This window comes from Sinobaca sp. H24 (genome assembly GCF_023845525.1).
This window is the reverse complement of sequence record NZ_JALBWT010000007.1, coordinates 48161-65177: the sequence shown is the minus strand read 5'-3', so window position 1 is coordinate 65177 and position 17017 is coordinate 48161. Positions and strand designations below refer to the sequence as shown.

Genomic DNA, 17017 nt, shown 5'->3' with positions numbered 1-17017 from the left:
TCCTTTGTAGGTTATTAGATAAATAAAAGCAGGCTGACAGCCATTACGGCCATACCGGCGATCAGTCCATAAATTGGAAGGTGTGTTTCGTCATACCGCTTTGCGGCCGGCAGAAGTTCATCCAATGATATGAAAACCATAATACCTGCCACCCCGGCAAACATAACGCCAAACGTCACATCGTTTAAAAAAGGCATTAAAAATAAAAAAGCAATAATCGCACCAAGCGGCTCGGACAGCCCGGATAAAAAAGACAGTTTAAACGCTTTGCGTTTGCTTCCTGTAGCAAAATAAATAGGCACTGATACAGCTATCCTTCCGGAATATTATGTATCGCAATCGCTACAGCAATGGCTATCCCAAGCGTCGGATCCTCAAGAGCTGAAGCAAATGTGGCTATCCCTTCCGGGAAGTTATGAATCGCAATCGAAGGGCCGTGAACGTTCCCATTTTCAGAAGATCCGGCTCTTCTCTTGACCGGTTGACCGCAGACATATCCTCCACACGTTTTTAATTCATGGGGATTTCCCTGTTTAGGTATCAGCCTGTCAATCGCCGCAATCAAAAGCATTCCTCCAAAAAAACCACCAGCAGTAGACCACTGCCCGCCCACATTTCCAGAGCGCTTACGAGTGATTCCTGGGCCTTCACATATATTTCAATCATGGAGATATAAATCATCACGCCTGCGGAAAATCCAAGTGAGACGGAAAGAAATTTTGTATTTGTCGTGGAAGTAAAGAAAGCCAGAAAGCTTCCTATTCTGTAGCCAGGCCTGCCATAAGTGTCAGCGCAAGGGCAAAGAGGACATTTTCCGGCACGTTTGGCTCCTCCTTTTAAAGTAAAATAAGTTATTTCAGCGATGAACAGGAGGCATTCCAAAAACACCTCAGGCAGTCAGGCCCAAGATGCTTTTGGAGAAGCGTTTATGCCCTCTGGGTTCCCATGTGTTCTTCTACCACACTTGCTATTTCTTCTACGTAACTTTGCACAATTCCTTTGTTTCTGCTTCTGCCATTACCCGTACAAGCGACTCTGTACCGGAAGGACGGACAAGAATACGTCCATTGCCGTTCATTTCTTTTCTGCTTTATCAATAGCTTCTTTTACATGTGGATTGGAAGCCACTTCGTGTTTATTGTGGACTCTCACGTTGATAAGCTTCTGCGGAAAAAATTTCCATTTCAGAAGCAAGTTCAGACAGTTTCTTTCCGGTCGATTTCATAATATCAACCAGCTGAAGCGCTGAAAGCATGCCGTCTCCTGTTGTAATATGATCAAGGAAAATCAGATGGCCGGACTGCTCACCGCCAAGACTGAAACCGCCTTTACGCATTTCCTCCATAACATAACGGTCGCCTACTGCAGTTTTTTCGTTTCAATGCCGATTTTTTCCAAAGCTTTATATAATCCCAGATTGCTCATTACTGTAGTAACGAGTGTATTCTCGGTAAGTCTGTTTTCCTGCTTAAGATGCTTGGCACAAATATACATAATCTGATCGCCGTCTACAAGCGTTCCCTTTTCATCCACCGCGATCAGACGATCTGCGTCTCCGTCAAATGCAAGGCCGATATCTGCTCCTTTTTCTTTAACAAAAGCAGCTAAACCTTCCGGATGTGTAGATCCTACGTTATCATTGATATTCAATCCATCCGGGTTGTTTCCCATAGTGGAAATATCCGCTTCCAGATCTGCAAACAGGTGCGGTGCGAGTGATGAAGCCGCTCCATGAGCACAGTCCAAAGCGACATGAAGTCCTGCAAAATCTTCATTAATCGTTTGTTTCAGGAAGTGGATATATTTTGTCCGCCTTCAAAATAGTCATTGACGATACCAAGGTCTTTTCCTGTTGGACGCGGAAGAGTATCCTCCCCGTCCAAAAGCACTTCTATCTCGGCTTCCTGAGCATCTGTCAGCTTAAAACCGTCGGAACCAAAAAATTTAATGCCGTTGTCTTCTACTGGATTGTGGGAAGCTGATATCATAACGCCTGCCTGCGCGCTGAGGGCTTTTGTTAAGTAAGCGACTCCGGGCGTTGAAACCACGCCAAGCCTCATTACTTCTGCTCCGATGGAAAGAAGGCCTGCAACTAGAGCCCCTTCAAGCATTTCACCTGAAATGCGGGTATCTCTTCCAATAAGTACTTTAGGATTTTCTGTTTCTTTTGTAAGTACGTACCCGCCGGCACGGCCGATACGAAAAAGCCAGTTCGGTGACAGCTCTGTGTTGGCTACCCCTCTTACACCATCCGTTCCAAAATTTACCCATTATCTATCTCCTTCATTTTCGTTTTCATTTTCCGATTGATTTATTTCTGCATGCCCGTAGGATCGTAATTGTTTTCGCTGCTTTCTACTCCATTGGAGCCGTCATCCGGTTCTTCTGTAGTATCGGGTTCTTCCGGAGATTCTTCCACTGGATTTTCTTCTTCCGGCGGTGCTCTGGAGAAGGCTCAGACTGCGGTTCTTCCGGACTTGCTGGATCGGATGGCTCCCCCTCTGGCGTTTCAGGTTCCGTTTCGGCATCGTTCGGATTTTCCGACTCTTCAGCACCGCCTCCGGATTCTTCATTGTTTTCTACAGTCGAAAGCGTCACTTCAGAGGAATCAGGGGAAACTTCTATATTATCCGGACCGGACGCCTGCAGTGTCAAGGTCTTGGCTGCACCGGCTTCTGTACTTCCACCTTCCTGCCAGTCTGCACTCAAAGAAATATCCCCGGCATTAAGGCCGTCAACCGAATCAGCCGTTCCTTCTACTGATACGTTCACGGCTCCGTCTGCCGGAGACTCCCACTGTACTGTTCGTCCTTCCGGAACATTTTCAATGTTTATAGGAATATTGGAGAAGGTGGCTGTGCCGCCTTCTCCTACTTCGACTTCGACTTCTATCGTTTCCGGCTGTACAGCCTCGACTCCTTCAGGAAGGGGGATATCGACTTCTATCGTTCCGCCTTCTTCGCCGATGGCTGATAAATCAACAGGTACTTCAATTGCATCCAGACTATCCAATACGTCCTGGGGCGCTGAAACCAGCGCTTCTTCCTGTGAAGGAGTCAGGGCAGCAACGCTCGCTCCATTCTCAGGTGTTCCTTCTCTTACAAGAGTAATCGGCAGTTCGCGGACGTTCCGCCTTCTTCCCCCATTGTTACATTTACAGTCTCAGGCTCTATTTGAATATCAAGTTCATTTCCCTGATTATCGTAGGCGATTACTTCCTTTTCGCCTGCGATAGTATTGGCGGCTCCCGACACGTCGACAAATACGGAGACCTCATTTATACTTTCATGCACGCTGGAACCAGCCTGAATATCCACGCTGCCGGGATTAACTGAAAAATCATCCGTTTGATAAGATTCTTCTGTATCGTCTTCGTTTGTTAATTCTACTTCTACCGGATAAGACATTGTTTCCAGCTCTTCTACCACTACCGTAGCATACTCCGGAGAAACAGAGACTTCAAGATCCGCCGGGAAATTCCTATTTTCAATCGGTACCTGGTGCTCCCCCGGCCCAAGATCCTCAGCATTCACAAACACTTCATGAGAAGTGTTGGAAAGCTGAAATAAGGTAAGGGAGGTTTGGGAGCCGGAAAGCTGAACGATCAGATCATCAGGCGTGGTTGCCGTCGCGGAATAACTTTCCTCGTCATAGTCCACAACTAATTCTACATCGTCCAATTCAACCGTGCTGTCTTCACGATCCGGCAGTACACTTGCCTGATTGCTTACATTGTTATTCATATTAACCATCATAAACAGCATGATGGCAATGCACAGGGATATAAAACGGACAAACCATTTATTGCTGAACATATTATCCATCATAATTAGGATCTCCCCCACTGCCACAAACTACTGCTGTGACGATCATCGGAAATAAGTTCTTTTTCCAGCATGGCAAGAAGCGTATCCTCGTCTAAATTACGATGGAGCTCCCCGTTTTTAGTTACTGAGACGCTGCCGGTTTCCTCCGATACTACTACCGTCAGACAGTCTGTAACCTCGCTGATACCCAGTGCAGCTCTGTGTCTGGTTCCAAGTTCTTTCGAAATAAAAGGATTTTCAGACGGGGGTAACAGGCAGCCGCTGCAATTTCATTGTTGCGCATAATCAGCGCACCATCGTGCAAAGGGGCGTTCGGAATAAAAATATTAATGAGCAGCTCCGAGGTAATCGCAGCATTCATCGGTATGCCTGTTTCCACATAATCATTCATTCCCGTCCCTTTTTCAATAGAAATTAAGGCGCCGATCCGCCTCTTGGACATATACCGTACAGATTTAGTAATCGCGTCCACTGTTTTCCGTGAACTTTCCTCTGTAGGCATTAAAGCACGCCCAAATAACCTGCCTCTTCCGAGCTGTTCGAGCGCTCTTCTAAGCTCCGGCTGAAAAATAATAATAATGGCCAGAAGCCCGTATGTAACAGCTTGGGACATAATCCACTGCAATGTTCTCAGGCCAAATACACTGCTTAAAAACCATATAATAAGAATAAATAAGATCCCTTTGACGAGCTGAACAGCTCTTGTTCCCCTAATTACGGTAATCAATTTATATAATACGTAGGCAACAAGCACAATGTCCACTACTGCGCCAAGGGTTCGCAACAGGTTAAAATCCTCTCCAAAAAACATGCGCTTTTCCTCCATTTTTGTCTAGCGAAAAAAGAAAACAACAGATCCATTATAGCATAAGTTCTCTATTGTTCTTCTCGAAAACGACAGTGGTTTTTTCTTTTTCTGAAGTAGGTATAGACGTTCTTCATTCCATATTCGTTTCACTGTCGAAGAAAAAACAGCACATTTGATTTTATTCTTCTGTATTCCATGTAAATGCTTCTGTCGTGAATTTCTTTGTGTAATACCACATCCACTCCAGTGCCTGGTCTACATCTTCAATATCCCCGGCTACATGACCGGCTGAAGCTAAATAAGGTTCTCCGTTTATAACGGTCAGGTCTCCCTGAATTTCTCCGTGTACTTCTACTTCGCCGTTGCGGACCATTAAATCTCCCTGGACGACTTCGCCTTCCGGCACAATGACCTTCCCGTGTTCATGATCCACTTCCACATTTTCACCGCCGGCTACTGCAATCTGTCCGGCGCTTTGATCATTCCAGATGGACATCATGCTGGATGACATTAACAGAACAAAAATAGCTGCGGCTGCCATTATTGGGTGACGCCTGCCCCATTTCCTCCAGCCGGGCTTCTTTTTTCTGGAAGGAAGGTTCTGCATGATCTGGTCGGTCATGCGGGGAGGAGCCTCTAGATGGGAAGTACTCTGGACAAACATTACTGTTTTATTTAATTCGCGATAATGAGCAGCACATGCCGGGCATTCCTCAAAATGAGCAAAAAGCTCTTTTCTTTCCGCTGCGCTTAATTCTCCGTCTAAATACTGATCAATTTGTTTTTCTTCTTTTTTCTGGCAGGCCATGACAGTCCCTCCCCTCTTAAATATTTCTAAGCCTTTTACGAAGTGCTTCTCTTCCCCGGTGAATGTGTGTTTTCACTGTATTATCCGGAAGGTCGAGAATATCGCCAATTTCCTTTATAGATAAATCTTCAATGTATCGAAGAATGATAGCGGAGCGGTACTTGGGCGGCAGCTTTGCAATTTCAGTCTGCACCCAGTCCTGCATTTCAAAAGCTTACGACTGTTCTTCGGGAAGCAGCTCTTCAGAAGACAGCTGGGAATAGCCGCTCAGTCCCTCTGTTCCTTTAATCTCCGCATCGAGAGAGTAATCTGGTTTCTTTTTGCGGAGCCGGTCAATACACAAATTAGTCGTGATTCGAAACAGCCATGTGGAAAATTTTCTGGATTCATCATAGCTCTCCAAATTGGCATAAGCCCGGAGAAATGCTTCCTGCGCCACGTCCTGAGCCTCATAGGAGTTTCCGGTCATCCGGTATGCGATTTGGTACACTTTGTCTTTATACAGGTCTACAAGCTCTGCAAAAGCATCCTGATCTTCTTTTTTTTATCGCCTTAATCAGGCGTTTGACAACCGCATCCATCTCTTATGACCTCCACCCTTTCCGGGTCTCTTAATTACGCAGAATAAACCCTTTCGTTTCATTACGGATATATGTATGGTTATTTACAGTTTATTTTTCATGCTGAATCGGCGTCAGTTCCCATTAAACACAATTTATTGTACCACGGTTCGCTGATTTCGGATAATAGAGGCTTTCTGAACGAAAAATCCATACAAAAAAAGCCGCCGGCCTACAGCCGACAGCTTTGTATCTTATAGAATTGGTGGAGCCTAGCGGGATCGAACCGCTGACCTCCTGCGTGCAAGGCAGGCGCTCTCCCAGCTGAGCTAAGGCCCCTTCTATCATAGTATGTATGGAGCGGGTGATGGGAATCGAACCCACATCATCAGCTTGGAAGGCTGAGGTTTTACCACTAAACTACACCCGCATAAACATTCCCTTTTTTCTAGGACATGTTCCACTATACCATTCTTATTTTTTAACGTCAACAAAGCTTTTATTTTCAACGGATTACAGACAGAAAGCCCCACTTCCGACGGAGCTCCACTGTCCAATTAGTGTATTATCTTTTGTTTGCCGCTACTTCTTTTGCTGCTATTTTTTCATCTGATTCCTGTGCAAGCGCAAGATCATCTTCCGAATAATAGTAGTCTTCGCTGAAGGAGTTCTGTGGTTCTTCCAGCGTAAAGTAGCAGATAACAAAGCTTGTGAAGGCCCCTCCTGCCAGAATAAAGAAAAACTGCTGAGGCGTTACAAAAGTATAAAGAGTTAAATATACAGCAGCACCAACGTTTCCGTATGCTCCTGTCATACCGGCCACCTGTCCGGTAATACGTTTTTTAACCATAGGGACCATAGCAAACGTTGCACCTTCCGCCCCCTGTACAAACATGGAGGTGAAAATAGTCACCAGTACAGCTAAAAAAAGCGGCCAGCCGGAATTAATCATTCCCATACCGATTAAGCCAAATGAAATACCAAACATATAAATCAGCATTACCGACCGGCGGCTTCCCATTCTGTCAGAAAGAACTCCTCCAAGCGGCCGTGCCAGCAGATTAATAAATGCAAATGACGCGGCAATCAATCCTGCCTGGGCCGCCGAAAGCGAAAATGTCAGCTGAAAAAACATAGGCAGCATAGCCACAATAGCAAGTTCAGCTCCGAAATTAGCAAAATATGTACTATTTAGTGCCCCCACCGTTTTAAAATTGTAACGGTCATCTTCAGGAACCCCTTTTTTCAAAATAGGCAGATTCACTTTTAAAATATTGTATACCTGATAAATAACTACTACGAGAATGATCGACCATATCGTGTACAGGGCGGTCTCAGACACGAACCAAGTTGTTCAATTCTCCATACGCTGAGCGCCAGCGCCCCGCCAAGCGGAAGCGTCCAGAAAATAAGCTGAGCCATATCCTTATAGCTGCTTACTTCCATTGCACTTGCTTTCTTCGGCTTAATCATCGCCCGGCCGTCCGGCGTATCTTTCACGTTAAAGTAGAAAATAAAACCATACACAAAGTGACCACCCCGGTGAAGGCTACAGCATATCTCCAGCCCTGATCACCGCCGAACAGCGTTAAGGCAAGCCACGGAAGAAGCATAGCTGCGGCGGCAGAACCAAAATTACCCCATCCGCCATAAATACCTTCAGCAAACCCTACATGCTTCGGCGGGAACCATTCCGACACCATCCGGATACCAACGACAAAACTTGCCCCGATGCTTCCGAGCAGCAGTCTTGAAATCATCAGCTGCATCCAGGTGTCTCCAAATGCGAATATAAAAGTAGGAAAAGACATAACTACCAGCAAAGAAGAATACACAATCCTCGGTCCAAACCGATCCAGGAGGCTTCCTATCACAATACGGGCCGGAATTGTCAGAGCTACGTTAATAATTCCCAGAGCCGCTATATGCTGAGTCGTCAGCCAGCCCATATCATCCATCATCGTTGTAGCAAGCGGAGCCATGTTATACCAGGCAAAAAAGGAAACGAAAAAAGCAAACCAGCAGAAATGCAGAATTTTAATGCGTTCATCCTTAAACGTAAAATGTCTTTAACTCTCATGCTATGCCGTCACCTCATATGCTCAAAGTAAATCTTTCATCAAGGTAGCATGAAATTCAGGGATGGATTGAGGTTTCGGAAGATAATATAACGAGCTATTTAAAATTATGTATTTTATATGCATATTATTAGAGATATTTTCCTTTTTTTTACTTCTTTTCCGCTTTTTTTATCGGTTTTTGCTTCTAAAACAAAAAAACCATGACGTCTTTGTCATGATTGAAAAATGGTGAGCCATGGAGGATTCGAACCTCCGACCCTCTGATTAAAAGTCAGATGCTCTACCAACTGAGCTAATGGCTCGTTCTATTTTTAAGTGGTGGAGGGGGACGGACTCGAACCGCCGAACCCAGAGGGAGCAGATTTACAGTCTGCCGCGTTTGGCCAACTTCGCTACCCCTCCATAACAAACTTTCCATATCGATCTGCTTGGTGTAAACAAAAAAATAATGGTGACCCGTACGGGATTCGAACCCGTGATACCGCCGTGAAAGGGCGGTGTCTTAACCACTTGACCAACGGGCCTTATAAGCAGAAAAACATTAAATTCCTTACTGCCAAATGATATTATACCCCAGGATAATATAGGATGCAATCTTTTTAGTATAAAAAAATAAAAAAGAACCGGCAGTTTTTCTCCGGTTCCTTTCCTTACTATCACTAGCTTCGGGAAGCAGTTTTAGCTCCATTTTTTCCACCTTTGAGTCCGCCTGCACTCTGGGTGGAAAACAGGTTTGAATCAATAGAGAAAGTCAGCTTTTCGCGTTCTCTTCTACGCTTTAATGCCATTTGAATCAGCTGATGCGTTAACTGTGTATAGTCTTTTCCAGCCGGGTCCCAGAGGTAAAAGGAGAGGGATCCGGGAATGGTGTTGATTTCGTTCACATAGATCATGCCGGAAGCCTGGTCGATCATGAAATCAATACGGGACACCCCGCTGCAGCCAAGCGACTGGAATGTGTCTTTCGCAAGCTGTTGAATATCCTCTGTCTGCTCTTCATCCAGAGGAGCTGGAATGACACGATCTGTGCTTTCCATTCCTTTTGCACCGTCGCCGCCTTTGCCGCCGCCCTGGTATTTATCCTGGTAGCTTAAGATGTCTTCTGTTTTCAATACTTCTTCCAATACAGAAGCTTCTACCTCTTCATAATCGCCTACGACTGAACAGTTAATTTCCTTCATGTTTTCAACCATGTCCACAAGAATCTTGCTGGCAAACTCCATGGCTTCTTCTACCGCCATTCTAAGTTCATCGCGGTCGCCGGCTTTACTGATACCGACACTTGATCCAAGGTTAGCCGGCTTTACAATAACCGGATACTCCAATGTTTCTTCTACTAATGCGGTAATTCCTTCCGGATTGTCGGACCAGTGTGTTCCATAGAACCAAATATCATCAAGAACAGGAATCTGCGCATCACGCAGCACCTGTTTCATAATAACTTTATCCATGCCGACAGCAGAAGACATAACATCACACCCTACATAGGGAATGTCCATTAGTTCAAAGAAACCCTGGAGAACTCCGTCTTCTCCAAACCGTACCGTGCACAATCGGAAAAGCTACATCAATTTCCGCGACAATACGCTTTCCGAATTTAGGAACAGGCTTTTTCTGCAGCACAACGCCGCCGTCATCCCCGCCCGTAACGGTAATTTTCTGCAGCTTTTCAAACAGCTGGTTAAGGTCTTTATAATTCTCAATGTCGCGAAGCTCTTCTCCTGTATACCACTGGCGGTCTTTTGCGATATAAACGGGTACTGCTTCGTATAATTTTTCATCCAGGGCATGCATCGCCTGTACCGCTGAAATAACCGATACTTCGTGCTCTACAGAAATCCCTCCGAAAATACACCAACTCTAGTTCTCATAGGTAAGTCCCTCGCATTCTTTACTCATTAAATGTATCCGGCAGATCGTTTTCCAATAATACAATGGATTTTTGGACAGCTTTCTCATGCATTTTGTTTAAAGCGTCCTGAAGATCAGCCGCTACATAGTATTTCTCTTCCGGAAATTCTTTTTCCAAAAGGCCGTCCTGCATAGGCTTTGTCTGCTTTTTCCCTACTAAAATAATAAAATCACATACATCAGCCGCATACTCGGCAAATGCTTTATTCAGGTCATACTCTTTATCTCCGAGCTCAATCATACCCGGAGTAATAAGCATCTTGTACTCCGGCATCTGCCCAAGCACTTCAAGAGCCATTCTCGAGCCAACCGGATTGGAGTTAAAAGCGTCATCGATAATTGTAATGTTCCCCTGCGGTTTCTTTAGTTCCAGACGGTGCTCGACCGGCTGAAGCTTTTTCACTGCGCGGGCCATTTTCTCCAGTGGAATGCCTTTTTCAGAGCCGATAGCTACGGCGGCCAGAATGTTATAGATATTATGGCGCCCCAGCAGCTTTGTCTCCACGTCTACAGAACTGCCATCATATTTCATAATGGTAAAAGTAGACCCTTTGGAAGAAAAGGCAATGTTTTTCTGCTCTAAAATGAAGATCTTCCGCGTCAATTCCATAGTACATCGTGCGTACCTGATTGCGCTGTTCGTAGGACATAATATTTTCATCATCTTTATTTAAAAATGCGGTGCCGTCATTTGGGAGGCTTTCCACAATTTCAAACTTTGTCTTTTTGATGGTATCAAGCGTTTTGAACGTTTCAAGGTGCTGTTCTCCAATAGCTGTGATAATACCATACTTTTGGTGAACCAGATCACATACCGCCTGGATATCGTGTTCTTGTTTAGCACCCATTTCAGCGATGAAAATTTCATGATACGGCTTCAGCATATTGCGGATGGTTAACGTAATACCCATTCTTGTATTGTAGCTCTCCGGCGTCATCAGAACATTAAACTGAGAGGAGAGAACGGCTTCTAGCACGTGTTTTGTACTTGTCTTGCCGTAACTACCGGTTACCCCTACCGTTTCAAGGTTGGGCATGTCTTTAATAATCCGCTCGGCGTCATTAAAGAAATGCTGATTAATCTGTCGTTCAATCGGCATGTTAATCAAGTTCGCGGCCATGACCATAAAGTACACAAAAATATTAGTCAGAATGGCCAGTGCAATCAGCCAGAAATAAGAGCCGTCGATACCAGCGCTCAGCGACAGGCCTATAATAATGACGGCTGCATATAAGAGAGTAACAGTAATAAACAGACGCCGGACCCTCTTTGTCACAACCAGCTTCTTTTTCTCTGTGGTTTCCTGCATCATTAATACATTAAATCCGTATAATATAATTCCAATCGTCAGGGCGAGCCAGACGTTTCCGGCAAACAACGGCAGGAGGGCCAGAAGCGGCCAAAAACTTCTAATAGGAAACACCCGGTCCTGATGTTCTTTCATCCATTTCCAGATTCTTTCGTTTCTATAACTGTTCAGCTGGAGCATATGCGTGCTTCGCTTGACAAGACGCAGCGTGTAATACCCCCAGGCAATAATAAAAAGCAAATAAGCAGACTAATCAAGGCTTGCTGCCTCCTTTTTTTCTTTTTGGAGGAAATGGTCGATAATGACGATAAATTCGTTTAAATTATCAAGATAGGAATAATGGCCTGCCCGTTTCAATACGACCAATCCTGCATCTGGAATCAATTCTTCCATCCGTTTTCCATCCGCTACCGGCGTAGCTTCATCATTTTCTCCCCATACAAGGAGAACAGGGACTTTAATATCCGGCATGTGATGAGTTAAATCTTCGTTGACTACTTTGACAAAAGTCTGCTGCATCACGCCGGAGACATCTTTATAGTCAGAGGACCCCACTTTTCCTTTGACGCGGGCCATTATTGACTGTTCGTATTTATTAATAAGTGGCAGTTTCAACAGTTTCTTTAACGTCTTGTACGTATACACTTTATAATAATATTTAAAAGTCCGTTTTGGGAGCACACCTGCACTGTCAACGAGAATGACCTTACGAACAGAATTGGCCGCTGAATATTTAATAGATACTCTTCCGCCGAAAGAATGCCCCATCAAAACCGGGTCTTCAATATCAAGCTTACGGATCAATTTACCAAGCATCTCCGTATAGTCTCCTACAGACCAGGGCTCCGGGGGTTCGTCACTCTCACCGAATCCGGGAAAATCAATAGACCACACTTTAAAATCCTTTTCCAGGCGCTGGTGAACCGGTGCAAACGTTTGGACGTTTGCACCCCAGCCGTGAAGAAGCATGACGTTGGCTCCTTCTCCTGATACCTGGTAATGGACGTTCACTCCATCAATATCAATGTACACTGCTAACGCTCCTATTCTTTAAAACCAAGGTTTTTAATTAAAATGACATCATGTTATCTCAGCGCTGTTGAAAAAGCACTCCAACTCTCTGAATTCTTTCTTTTAAAAAAACAGAAGTCACGGGGCAATAGTATATATGTAGACGGACTATTTACTAATTTTAGCAGCTGTTTGCTATTTAAACAGAATAACACCACTATATCTTACCATAGAAAATCTCCGGCGGAAATTATCTTCTGAAATAAACCATGAAGGCCTGCGCTCTATAGAGCCGCCTGGACAGAAAATAGTTCCTTTTTACCGGATGGTTTTGGAGGAGGAGACACGAAAAGAGAGAACAGTCTTCACTGCTCTCTCTTATTCTCCCAGACCGTAATACTCTTCAAGTGTTAACTCTTCTTTATAGAGCTCTTCAGAAAGCTCTGTGCCTACATATCGAAGGTGCCACGGTTCATATTGATAGCCGGTAATGTCTGTTTTGTCCTCCGGGTAACGCACGACAAATCCATACGTATGCGCGTTTTCTGCCACCCATTGACCTTCCGGGGTTTCTCCGAATTCCGTACTCAGCTGATTTCCGATAGATTCAGAGCTCACATCCATGGCCAGACCGCTTTGGTGTTCACTTTCGCCGGGCTTTGCGCTGTACGTATTAGCCTGCTCTTCCCCATCGCGTTCGGCGTTTTGTGTGAAGATAACGTCCTGACGATCGTAGGAACGATAGCCGGAAACAGCATACAGCTCGTGCCCAGCTGATTCAGCATCGGTGAAGAGCTGCTCAAGCGGTTCAGCTGCCGTTTCCCTGATCAGATTTTTTTGATTATCTCCAGGAGAAGCATATTGGATATCTGCCTGGATAAGATCTTCCGGCTCATAGTCGGAAGGTAAATGATATTCCCGATTTACAAGCGCATCTACTGCATCAGGGTTCTCAACTTCCCCTTCGTCATTAAGAGAAGGGGGCTCCGGTTCCGGCTCGTCTGCCGGTTCCTCCGCTGGTTCTTCTTCTGCCGGAGCGGCTGATTCTGCTTCAGAAGATTCTTCAGCCTCCTCTGTGCCGCCTGTAGAGCAGGCAGCTGCGCCCAACAAAAGAAACAGAGCTGTAATAGCTGCTGGTTTTTTCACTTTATCGCTTCCTTTAGTAAAATGAAAATCTATTCACTTGCTTTGCTTTCTTTTACTTTAAGCGTCTTTTTCCCGCTTTACAAGTTCAATATTTTTGTGATGCATTTTCTTCATAAATGTTGAAAACCCATATCCATCCACAAAAGCTTCCAGCACATGATATTCCCCATCCTCTTCCGTTGTTTTCCGGAGCTGTTCAATGTACCAGAGAGAGTCATCAAGCCTGTCTTTTATCTCTGCCGGGCTTGAAGTTACAGATCCATGACCCGGGATGAGAAAATTAATTTTCTGCTTTTCGTAAAGACTTTTTGCTTTTTGGAGAGACCGTTCATAAGCCTCGCTGTTTTGATAAATAAATGGAAATTCCACGTCGCTTAAATAGTCTCCCGTAATAAGTACCCCCAGGTGGTCAATTAAGATAAACATTCCGTCCACATTGTGCCCCGGCGCCAGGTAGAAAGTCAGCGTATGAGAACCTGTTTCAATCATCTGTTCGTCGTTATCAATAATGATATCAATGTAAGGGTACTCTATTCCATAAGGTCTTACAATGTAGTAATTGTCATCAAACTGCTTTATTTCTTCTACCGTTTCTTCTTTTCTGGAATTTGACACAAAAGCTCTGGAAGCAATAGTTACAGCTTCCGGGAAGGCATGATATCCTAATATGTGATCATAATCCGAATGGGTAAAGACAAGGTACTGCTTCCGTCCTTTGCTTACAAGCGCTACATGATTCTGAATTTCTCTTATTTCCTCGGGCAGCCAGGTAGGGTCTACAATAATAACTGCTTCTTCTGTTACAGCTACCGTTGAAGTTGTCTGGAATAATGCGCTTTGGAATACGGTAATGTTCTGGTCTTGATAATGTACCGGCATGCCTATCATCCTTTCGGGCTTTAGTATAAATAAGTATTTTCACAATAAGTGCGTATTTATATAGATATTCCCGTTTTACTATAGAAATATTCCCATTTTGTTTTATTCATTCAAAATAGCGGATGCTTTTCGGGAATAGATACAATAGAAGAAAAGAGGCTCGATCATGAAAACAAGTCGATTTCATATAGTGTATGAAAGCATTATGATTACTTTAGCAGTCATATCCCTTTCTGTTGCGTGGTCTGCCAATGAGTGGTTTATACGGATTGACTTCGTGGTCTGGTTAATTTTTTTCATAGATGTAAGTATCCGGTTCATAAAAGCTCCGGATAAATGGCTTTACATTCGAAAAAACCCTTTTGATTTTATCGCAATTATTCCTCTTAGTGCCATTTTCCAAATGGCTCGTATTGCAAGACTTCTCAGCGCACTGCAGCGTCTTTGGATTCTCCGCCACTACCTTCGCGACTTTATGGGAATTCTGCAGACAAATTACTTAAACCGGGTTCTTATTGCAGTAAGCCTGCTCGTTATTTTAAGTTCCATTCCGATCCGTTATTTAGAACCCAGCATTGAAACATATGGAGATGCCGTATGGTGGAGCATTGTTACAGCCACTACCGTCGGATATGGAGATATATCTCCGGAAACACCAGCCGGACGGATGATTGCCATTGTCCTGATGATCTTTGGAATTGGTTTAATCGGTATGCTGACAAGCTCCATTACGACATATTTTCTCTCCTCTAAAACGAAAAAGACGCACTCGGCTGATGTTCAGCATATTATCAACCAGCTGCGCCGGTATGAAGAGCTCGAAGCCGGTGAAGTGCGGCGGCTTCGGATTCTTCTTCAGGAGCTGGAAAATGATAAAAAAGAAAAGGAGATACCCTCGTGAAATACACGCTCTTTGCTTTAACTATTATATTGGTTCTCGTTTTCACCGCCTGCAGCAGCACCAGCACCACGGACGGGCGCATTCCGGCAACGATGGATAGAGTGGTCGATGGGGATACGCTCCGGATTACAATGGACGACGGCACGGAAGAAACGGTACGGCTGCTTATGGTGGATACACCGGAGACGGTGCACCCTAATGAACCGGTTCAGCCGTTTGGCCCGGAGGCCGGCAGTTTTGTTAAACAAAATCTGGCTGAAGGTTCTTCTATAGAAGTGGAGGTCGACACAACGACAAGAGACCGGTATGACCGCTTTTTAGCGTATATTTGGCAGGACGGGGAGATGATCAACGAACAGCTGCTGGAAGAAGGCCTGGCCCGGGTGGCTTACGTCTATGAACCAAATACCCGTTATGAAGAGGAATTCCGTGAAATAGAACGAGAGGCACAAGAGGCCGGACGGGGCATTTGGAGTATAGATGATTATGTTTCCGAAGAAGGCTTTCGTCCCGACGCCGCTTCACATGAAGCTCCTTCTTTTCAAATAGACTGCGAAGACCCGGCAGTTAAAGGAAACCACAGCTCAAGCGGTGAACGAATTTATCATGTGCCAGGCGGTCAGCATTATGAACAAACAAAGGAAGAAGAATTATTCTGCACGCCGGAGCAGGCAGAACAGGCAGGATACCGGGCTTCACAGCGTTAAAAAAAGAGACGAAGCCTTTTCGGCCCCGTCTCTTTATGTTTTTTTATTCCATTTTTTCGCTTTTTCCACCGATTCCTGAACCTCTTTCAAGGCTTTTCCCATGCCGGCTTCCACTACTGATACATAGGCTCCTTCTACAATAGGCGCATCGGCAATAACAACTTCGCCTTCCAGTTCATCCAGCATATCCAGAGCCATTTCCGTATTCATTAGAGCACTGCCTAAATCAAAAAGAACCACAGTTCCTGCAGGGTTGTCAGCTTTTTTTAACGCTTCACTGATTAAATCAGGCGACGTCCCTATCCCGCCGTCTTCCGTACCACCGGCTGCAATAACTATGACATCCTCCTGCTTTGTCTGATTGATTAGTTCAATTACTCCATCAGCCAGCTGACGGCTGTGGGACACTACTACTGTACTTACTTTAGCCATTTGCTTCTCCTCCTGCTTCTATCGCTTCCACCAGAGCTTCAAACAGCAGATAGGAGGAATAAGCTCCGGGGTCGAGATGTCCTATAGAACGCTCCCCCAAGTAAGCAGCACGCCCTTTTTTTGCTTCGATGCCTTCTGTTTTTTCCATTGCTTCCTTTGCCGTTTGGGCCAGCTGTTCCGCCTCAATATTTCCTTTTTCAGCTTCCTGCAGTACAGGTATCCATACATCCAGCATTGTTTTCTGCCCCTGCTCGGATTTGCCGCGCTGAGCGATGCCGTCTATTGCTGCTTTTAGACCTTCAGCAAACTCTTCATCAGTCACTTCAGCCTTTCCTTTCCAGACTCCGGAAGCTTTAAGAAAAGCTGTTCCATATAAAGGTCCTGCAGCTCCTCCTACTTTGGAAATAATGGTCATCGACGCATCTTTTACTACGCTTCCTACATCGTCGTACGTTTTTGAAGCAATCTTTTTTTCCACTTCGGCAAAGCCGCGCGCCATATTATGGCCGTGGTCTCCATCGCCTATGGCCTGATCGAGCTCTGATAGGTAGCCTTTGTTTTCCTGCATGTCGCGTCCTGCTGCAAGAAGCCATTGTTTTGCTGTTTCTGTAGTAAGATTCATGCCATTTCCCCCGC

The 17017-nt window shown here is 44.9% G+C and carries 17 protein-coding genes, 5 tRNA genes and 4 pseudogenes; 2 read left to right on the top strand and 24 right to left on the bottom strand.

The window, feature by feature from the left end; translation table 11 throughout:
• Nucleotides 1-14: 14 nt before the first annotated feature.
• From zupT to MMY81_RS11480, 22 genes and pseudogenes are all read right to left on the bottom strand, one after another.
• Nucleotides 15-821: pseudogene (gene zupT, locus MMY81_RS11585) on the bottom strand (zinc transporter ZupT).
• Nucleotides 822-926: 105 nt separating this feature from the next.
• Nucleotides 927-2261: pseudogene (gene glmM, locus MMY81_RS11580) on the bottom strand (phosphoglucosamine mutase); the annotation flags it as partial.
• Between the two features lie 94 nt (nucleotides 2262-2355).
• Nucleotides 2356-3060 carry a CdaR family protein gene (locus MMY81_RS11575; RefSeq protein ID WP_252313130.1) on the bottom strand — a complete coding sequence of 235 codons (705 nt, stop codon included), beginning with the start codon at nucleotides 3058-3060 and terminating at the stop codon, nucleotides 2356-2358.
• A 38-nt stretch (nucleotides 3061-3098) separates the two neighbouring features.
• On the bottom strand, nucleotides 3099-3827 hold the full coding sequence (locus MMY81_RS11570; protein WP_252313024.1) for a CdaR family protein: 729 nt from the start codon (nucleotides 3825-3827) through the stop codon (nucleotides 3099-3101).
• A gap of 2 nt (nucleotides 3828-3829) precedes the next feature.
• Nucleotides 3830-4653, bottom strand: a pseudogene (cdaA, locus tag MMY81_RS11565) (diadenylate cyclase CdaA).
• 160 nt (nucleotides 4654-4813) lie between these two features.
• Nucleotides 4814-5443: an anti-sigma factor family protein gene (locus MMY81_RS11560; protein WP_252313023.1), complete on the bottom strand. Its 630-nt coding sequence runs from the start codon at nucleotides 5441-5443 to the stop codon at nucleotides 4814-4816.
• 16 nt (nucleotides 5444-5459) lie between these two features.
• A pseudogene (gene sigW, locus MMY81_RS11555) lies at nucleotides 5460-6024 on the bottom strand (RNA polymerase sigma factor SigW).
• Nucleotides 6025-6266: 242 nt separating this feature from the next.
• A tRNA-Ala gene (locus tag MMY81_RS11550) sits at nucleotides 6267-6342 on the bottom strand.
• Nucleotides 6343-6359: 17 nt separating this feature from the next.
• A tRNA-Gly gene (locus tag MMY81_RS11545) sits at nucleotides 6360-6433 on the bottom strand.
• Nucleotides 6434-6568: 135 nt separating this feature from the next.
• Complete coding sequence (locus MMY81_RS11540; RefSeq protein ID WP_252313022.1) at nucleotides 6569-7345, bottom strand: MFS transporter; 777 nt, start codon at nucleotides 7343-7345, stop codon at nucleotides 6569-6571.
• On the bottom strand, nucleotides 7300-7530 hold the full coding sequence (locus tag MMY81_RS11535) for a hypothetical protein (protein WP_252313021.1): 231 nt from the start codon (nucleotides 7528-7530) through the stop codon (nucleotides 7300-7302). The genes MMY81_RS11540 and MMY81_RS11535 overlap by 46 nt, the downstream gene beginning before the upstream one ends.
• Entirely contained in the window at nucleotides 7500-7985 is a 486-nt protein-coding gene (locus tag MMY81_RS11530; RefSeq protein ID WP_252313020.1) for an MFS transporter, read from the bottom strand. The genes MMY81_RS11535 and MMY81_RS11530 overlap by 31 nt, the downstream gene beginning before the upstream one ends.
• A 325-nt stretch (nucleotides 7986-8310) precedes the next feature.
• A tRNA-Lys gene (locus MMY81_RS11525) sits at nucleotides 8311-8386 on the bottom strand.
• 14 nt (nucleotides 8387-8400) lie between these two features.
• Nucleotides 8401-8486 (bottom strand) — tRNA-Tyr (locus MMY81_RS11520).
• A 47-nt stretch (nucleotides 8487-8533) separates the two neighbouring features.
• Nucleotides 8534-8608: transfer RNA gene (locus MMY81_RS11515), tRNA-Glu, on the bottom strand.
• 135 nt (nucleotides 8609-8743) lie between these two features.
• Nucleotides 8744-9583: an ATP-binding protein gene (locus tag MMY81_RS11510; RefSeq protein ID WP_252313019.1), complete on the bottom strand. Its 840-nt coding sequence runs from the start codon at nucleotides 9581-9583 to the stop codon at nucleotides 8744-8746.
• Nucleotides 9584-9587: 4 nt separating this feature from the next.
• Nucleotides 9588-9878, bottom strand: a complete 291-nt coding sequence (locus MMY81_RS11505) for a hypothetical protein (protein ID WP_252313018.1) — start codon at nucleotides 9876-9878, stop codon at nucleotides 9588-9590.
• A gap of 97 nt (nucleotides 9879-9975) precedes the next feature.
• Nucleotides 9976-10527, bottom strand: coding sequence for a glutamate ligase domain-containing protein (locus MMY81_RS11500; RefSeq protein ID WP_252313017.1), 552 nt, complete (start codon nucleotides 10525-10527; stop codon nucleotides 9976-9978).
• On the bottom strand, nucleotides 10517-11440 hold the full coding sequence (locus tag MMY81_RS11495; RefSeq protein WP_252313016.1) for a Mur ligase family protein: 924 nt from the start codon (nucleotides 11438-11440) through the stop codon (nucleotides 10517-10519). The genes MMY81_RS11500 and MMY81_RS11495 overlap by 11 nt, the downstream gene beginning before the upstream one ends.
• A gap of 114 nt (nucleotides 11441-11554) precedes the next feature.
• Nucleotides 11555-12337 (bottom strand): alpha/beta fold hydrolase, encoded by a 783-nt coding sequence (locus MMY81_RS11490; RefSeq protein ID WP_252313015.1) that lies wholly within the window; start codon nucleotides 12335-12337, stop codon nucleotides 11555-11557.
• 357 nt (nucleotides 12338-12694) lie between these two features.
• A complete protein-coding gene (locus MMY81_RS11485; RefSeq protein WP_252313014.1) occupies nucleotides 12695-13462 on the bottom strand; it encodes a M15 family metallopeptidase in 768 nt (255 codons plus the stop codon).
• A 57-nt stretch (nucleotides 13463-13519) separates the two neighbouring features.
• Nucleotides 13520-14341 (bottom strand): MBL fold metallo-hydrolase, encoded by an 822-nt coding sequence (locus MMY81_RS11480; protein WP_252313013.1) that lies wholly within the window; start codon nucleotides 14339-14341, stop codon nucleotides 13520-13522.
• A gap of 166 nt (nucleotides 14342-14507) precedes the next feature.
• Between MMY81_RS11480 and MMY81_RS11475 the strand changes: the two genes are divergently transcribed.
• Both MMY81_RS11475 and MMY81_RS11470 read left to right on the top strand, forming a co-directional pair.
• The gene (locus tag MMY81_RS11475) at nucleotides 14508-15242 is read left to right on the top strand and encodes a potassium channel family protein (protein WP_252313012.1); all 735 of its coding nucleotides are present in this window, start codon (nucleotides 14508-14510) and stop codon (nucleotides 15240-15242) included.
• Nucleotides 15239-15949 (top strand): thermonuclease family protein, encoded by a 711-nt coding sequence (locus MMY81_RS11470; protein WP_252313011.1) that lies wholly within the window; start codon nucleotides 15239-15241, stop codon nucleotides 15947-15949. The genes MMY81_RS11475 and MMY81_RS11470 overlap by 4 nt, the downstream gene beginning before the upstream one ends.
• A gap of 33 nt (nucleotides 15950-15982) precedes the next feature.
• On the opposite strand, the gene dhaM is transcribed toward MMY81_RS11470, so the two are convergent.
• Together dhaM and dhaL are read right to left on the bottom strand one after the other, a co-directional pair.
• Nucleotides 15983-16381, bottom strand: coding sequence for a dihydroxyacetone kinase phosphoryl donor subunit DhaM (gene dhaM / locus MMY81_RS11465; RefSeq protein WP_120193073.1), 399 nt, complete (start codon nucleotides 16379-16381; stop codon nucleotides 15983-15985).
• Nucleotides 16374-17003, bottom strand: a complete 630-nt coding sequence (dhaL, locus tag MMY81_RS11460) for a dihydroxyacetone kinase subunit DhaL (RefSeq protein WP_252313010.1) — start codon at nucleotides 17001-17003, stop codon at nucleotides 16374-16376. Before dhaL ends, dhaM begins: the two co-directional genes overlap by 8 nt.
• Nucleotides 17004-17017: the final 14 nt, after the last annotated feature.